General features: G+C 35.9%; 3 protein-coding genes and 1 pseudogene. 2 read left to right on the forward strand and 2 right to left on the reverse strand.

Going from position 1 to position 3752, the window contains the following annotated elements:
- Together IM507_RS16105 and IM507_RS16110 are read left to right on the forward strand one after the other, a co-directional pair.
- Positions 1–65: pseudogene (locus IM507_RS16105) on the forward strand (DUF29 domain-containing protein); the annotation flags it as partial.
- Between the two features lie 196 nt (positions 66–261).
- Positions 262–861, forward strand: coding sequence for a hypothetical protein (locus IM507_RS16110; protein ID WP_259679089.1), 600 nt, complete (start codon positions 262–264; stop codon positions 859–861).
- 484 nt (positions 862–1345) lie between these two features.
- Here IM507_RS16110 and IM507_RS16115 read toward each other — a convergent pair whose 3' ends face one another.
- Both IM507_RS16115 and IM507_RS16120 read right to left on the reverse strand, forming a co-directional pair.
- Entirely contained in the window at positions 1346–2314 is a 969-nt protein-coding gene (locus IM507_RS16115; RefSeq protein ID WP_123231155.1) for a hypothetical protein, read from the reverse strand.
- Between the two features lie 18 nt (positions 2315–2332).
- Positions 2333–3487 (reverse strand): AAA family ATPase, encoded by a 1155-nt coding sequence (locus tag IM507_RS16120; RefSeq protein WP_123231156.1) that lies wholly within the window; start codon positions 3485–3487, stop codon positions 2333–2335.
- Positions 3488–3752: the final 265 nt, after the last annotated feature.

Genomic DNA, 3752 nt, shown 5'->3' on the forward strand with positions numbered 1-3752 from the left:
ATCCTGCTTGGTTAGAAGAAACGGCCAAACAACTGCGACAAAGACAGACAGATGTATTGGATTGGGGAACCAACAGAGACAAAAATTATTATTATTAGTTGTAAATTTCATTATGACTAGGCTCAATGTAATCGCTGTTATTTTGTTGATTAAACTTTAAAATTCTCATTGCTTGGGATAGGAACGCCAAGGGCGATCGCACTGCAAGGTCAGAGATCCGTCTATGTTGTAAAATTGATCTGTAAAAGGATGTAAAATCTGATGAACTTAAAACCCAAAATCAAATCAAAATTACTACTACAAACAAGTTATTTGTCTAAGTTATCCGTTCTGATGGTCATAAGTTTTTGTTACGCTATAATTGCCGTCAAAATCTTAGTGTATGATAAAGCTAGTGTCTACGCATTGCCAATCACGATAGATTTAAAGGAAAATAACAAGAAACAAAACACATCAGAAAGACCTCGGTTAGTCTTAACAAGGAATAATAGGGTTGCAGAATATGAAGGTGTCTTAATTGCACCAGGCAACGGACAACAAAATTATGATGTTGTTGATATAGATACTAGAGATTTCACAGAAGGAGGAACTTTAAGAATAGATGTTCAAGTTGGTTCTGGTAAAAGTAATGCGTCTTTTGACATTTTTCCCCAAGATGCGGTTGTCCCTATTGCTGGAAGGCCAACAGAAAGTATTGCCGGTTCTTATGATGTTTCGAGAAATTCAGGTACATCACTAACTTATCAATTTGATAGAGGTGAAATTTTCCAATTTGGGGCGACTGGTAATTGGTTTAGTGAAAAAGGCAGTCGTAATAGTTATAGGATGAAAGCTTATGTTATTCCTAAACAACGTTATTAAGATATTAACGTAGTGCGATCGCCGATCTTGTAGGTTGGGTTGACGAAAGGAAACCCAACATTTCTACACAGAAAATATCCCCTTTCCAAAACGAATTAACACCATTATCTTTTAATTTGTTGGGTTGCGTTCCTTAACCCAACCCACCGAATTTTTGAAAAATTTTAGTTGATCTTGTCGGTTGATACGACGAAACCCAACCTACATTTTATTCCATACCAATATCACTATCAAAGATCAGCCTTTCTGAAGCCCCCCACATCTGATCATAAATTCCTTCTTCAACATAACGATGAAAACTGGAGTGTTGCCAATCTTTCGGAGCGTTTACTAATCCATGATGCACGGTATTCGAGATGATTAACAAAATCTCAATAAAAAAACCCTTGACAAATCCCCGCCCTTGACAGATAATTATATATATAATGGGAATCCGTGCCTTCCTACAAACCCTCTTTTTTTAGGTCAAATAATGCGATTAAATTTATTCCTGCTCCCTGGGGTTGAGTTCTAGCTTCAGCAGTTTTAGGAGATGGGAAATATGGCAGCTTGGATTATCGCTATTGTGAGCATAAAATCTTCCTATTTGTAGTGCCAGTTGTTCTCTATATCTTTCTGGGGGTGATGTATGGTCCTCTGGAGGTTCAACTTCTAACCAATATTGCTTCGCTTTTTTGATAGTCAACAGAGCCAGCACTAATTCCGATTGGCTATTGTCGTGGCTAACTTGATATTGTTTTTGCCAAGATAGCTGTAATTTGTCCACTTCCGATAGTTCTAGGTTTTGACAATGAGAGATTCTCCCTTTAACTCTGGAAAAATTATTTTTTAAATCGGCATCATCCTTAATTTTATCTGCCATATCAAGATAAATATTTTCTAGCCTAGCAGCGGAATTTTGATAAACAGCCGAATGTTCGCTAAGAATTGATTGAATATGAGTATCGGGAAAAATAAAATAGCACTCTTTATGAATCAATCCCGTCACCCAAATTCTATGCTGTCCAACCCGATTGACTTTAATCAGTGATTTTTCATATAAGTCCTCAAAAATTTTCTCTAAATCCTTAAATGGATAGGAATCATCTAAATCTTTTAAATCTTTCTTTTGTAAGTCCAAATCGACGATAGCGAACAGTTGCTGAGGATTTAAATAAGAAGCTTCTGGGTTCTCTTCATGCAAACGCAAAAGATTAAAGTAAGTATTTAAAACATCATTTCTATCACCACAGTTAAAAAAAGTCGGTATCTTTTGTGTCCAATCCCTAGGAACACAAGCTCTATAAAAATTAGCATCGGGAAAATCTGCCATAGCTCGATAGGATTGAGGAGATAACCTGCTGGCATTTTTTTTGATTTCCCCTTCACAGAGGATGACAAATTTATTACGAATTTGACGGTTTGCCAGAATAAATTGACAATGTTCTAAAAGTTCCGTTTCCTTAAGACTCATGGGTTAGTTTCTCCATCTTTATTTCAATAGTTTTGGTTCTATCTCTTTAACATGAGCGGGAGTTAAAGCTTGACAGAGTTCATAGGAATGAGTGGCTAAGATATATTGATTGCTAGGTTCCCATTCCTGCAAGTCCTCAATAATTCTATATTGCCAGTCGGGATGGAGAGCAATCTCAATTTCATCCATCAAGACAATCGCATCTTTTATCCTACGATACTTTAGCCACAGATAGATACTTAATCGCTTCAGTTCCCCATGACTCAAATCCTCTGGATATAATTCTTCTCCGTTTGTGTCTCCTTTGAATTTAAAGGTAATCCCCGATATATCTTTATCTAAATTAATTTCTTTATCCGATAAAATTGAATTTAATTTTTGTCTTCTTAGTTGATAATTATTTCCATATTCACCAGTTTCTATAGCTTGGGCAAAATCTTGATCACGAGCCATGATAAAGTAATTAATCAATAGCTCAACTGGCAAAAAATCGTAGGTAAATAAGTTGCTAAGTTTCTTTTTAATATCTGCCATGGCTAAATAATAGTTACTAGAGTCTGGATTCCCTTGATTTATCTGAAAAAGACTCTTGTTAGTAGCTTTGGGTAAAAAGATAAAAACTTGCGTTGAAGGTGCGGCTAAAAATATTTTTGAGGATAATTCTTTCATGAATAATTGAAATTCTTCTTGGGTGGCTTGACTAAACTTACACAACAAAAATATCTCTTGATTCTTCTGGTTATTGGCTCGACAAAGATATATTAATTGACCATCAAGATCAGATACACAGCCTTTTATATAAACATCCCCAAAATGATATACTAATTGACCGTCAAGATTAGATACTAAGTCTTTTATATAAGCATCTCTGCAAATAAAAAAATCTAGTTTCACTTCTTCCCGATTGTCGGTTAGAATTTCAAACATAGCTAGGGTTTTCTGGTCTAACTCATCTTCTAGTTGACATCGATGGAGTACATTTACCACATATTCTATCTTTTGTGGATCACCAGAACAATGAAGCAGGATAAAAATTAATTGTAGAAGGGTACTTTTGCCGCCGCCATTTTGACTACCGATAGGGAATATCTGAGGAAAAAAGTCTTTCTCGAAACTAATATCAATATTCTTTAACACTCGAAAGTCAGGAACCTGAACCCGTAGTAACCGCATTGTTAAAACTCCTGTAATCCTATCCTCTTGCTCATCTGCTTATTGTAGCTCACAGGGAAAAGTGAAACAATCTCTTCTCCTACAAATTCCGGCAGATTTCCTCAAAAAAACCCTTGACAAATCTCCGCACTTGACAGATACTTATATATAGAATGGGAATCCGTGCCTTCCTACAGACCCTCTTTTTTCAGGTTAGATAAGCGTCAAGAAAATAAAAATCTAATACCTGACCAGCGCTAAAGAGGATAGGTTATGACAACTAAAG

It is taken from the genome of Microcystis sp. M20BS1 (assembly GCF_020245305.1).
Classification (GTDB): Bacteria; Cyanobacteriota; Cyanobacteriia; order Cyanobacteriales; family Microcystaceae; genus Microcystis; species Microcystis ichthyoblabe_A.

What these genes read in the sequence shown, in the direction of transcription:
- IM507_RS16110 (WP_259679089.1), top strand. Translation starts at nt 262, where the DNA reads ATGAACTTAAAACCCAAAATCAAATCAAAATTACTACTACAAACAAGT.
- IM507_RS16115 (WP_123231155.1), bottom strand. Translation starts at nt 2,314, where the DNA reads ATGAGTCTTAAGGAAACGGAACTTTTAGAACATTGTCAATTTATTCTG.
- IM507_RS16120 (WP_123231156.1), bottom strand. Translation starts at nt 3,487, where the DNA reads ATGCGGTTACTACGGGTTCAGGTTCCTGACTTTCGAGTGTTAAAGAAT.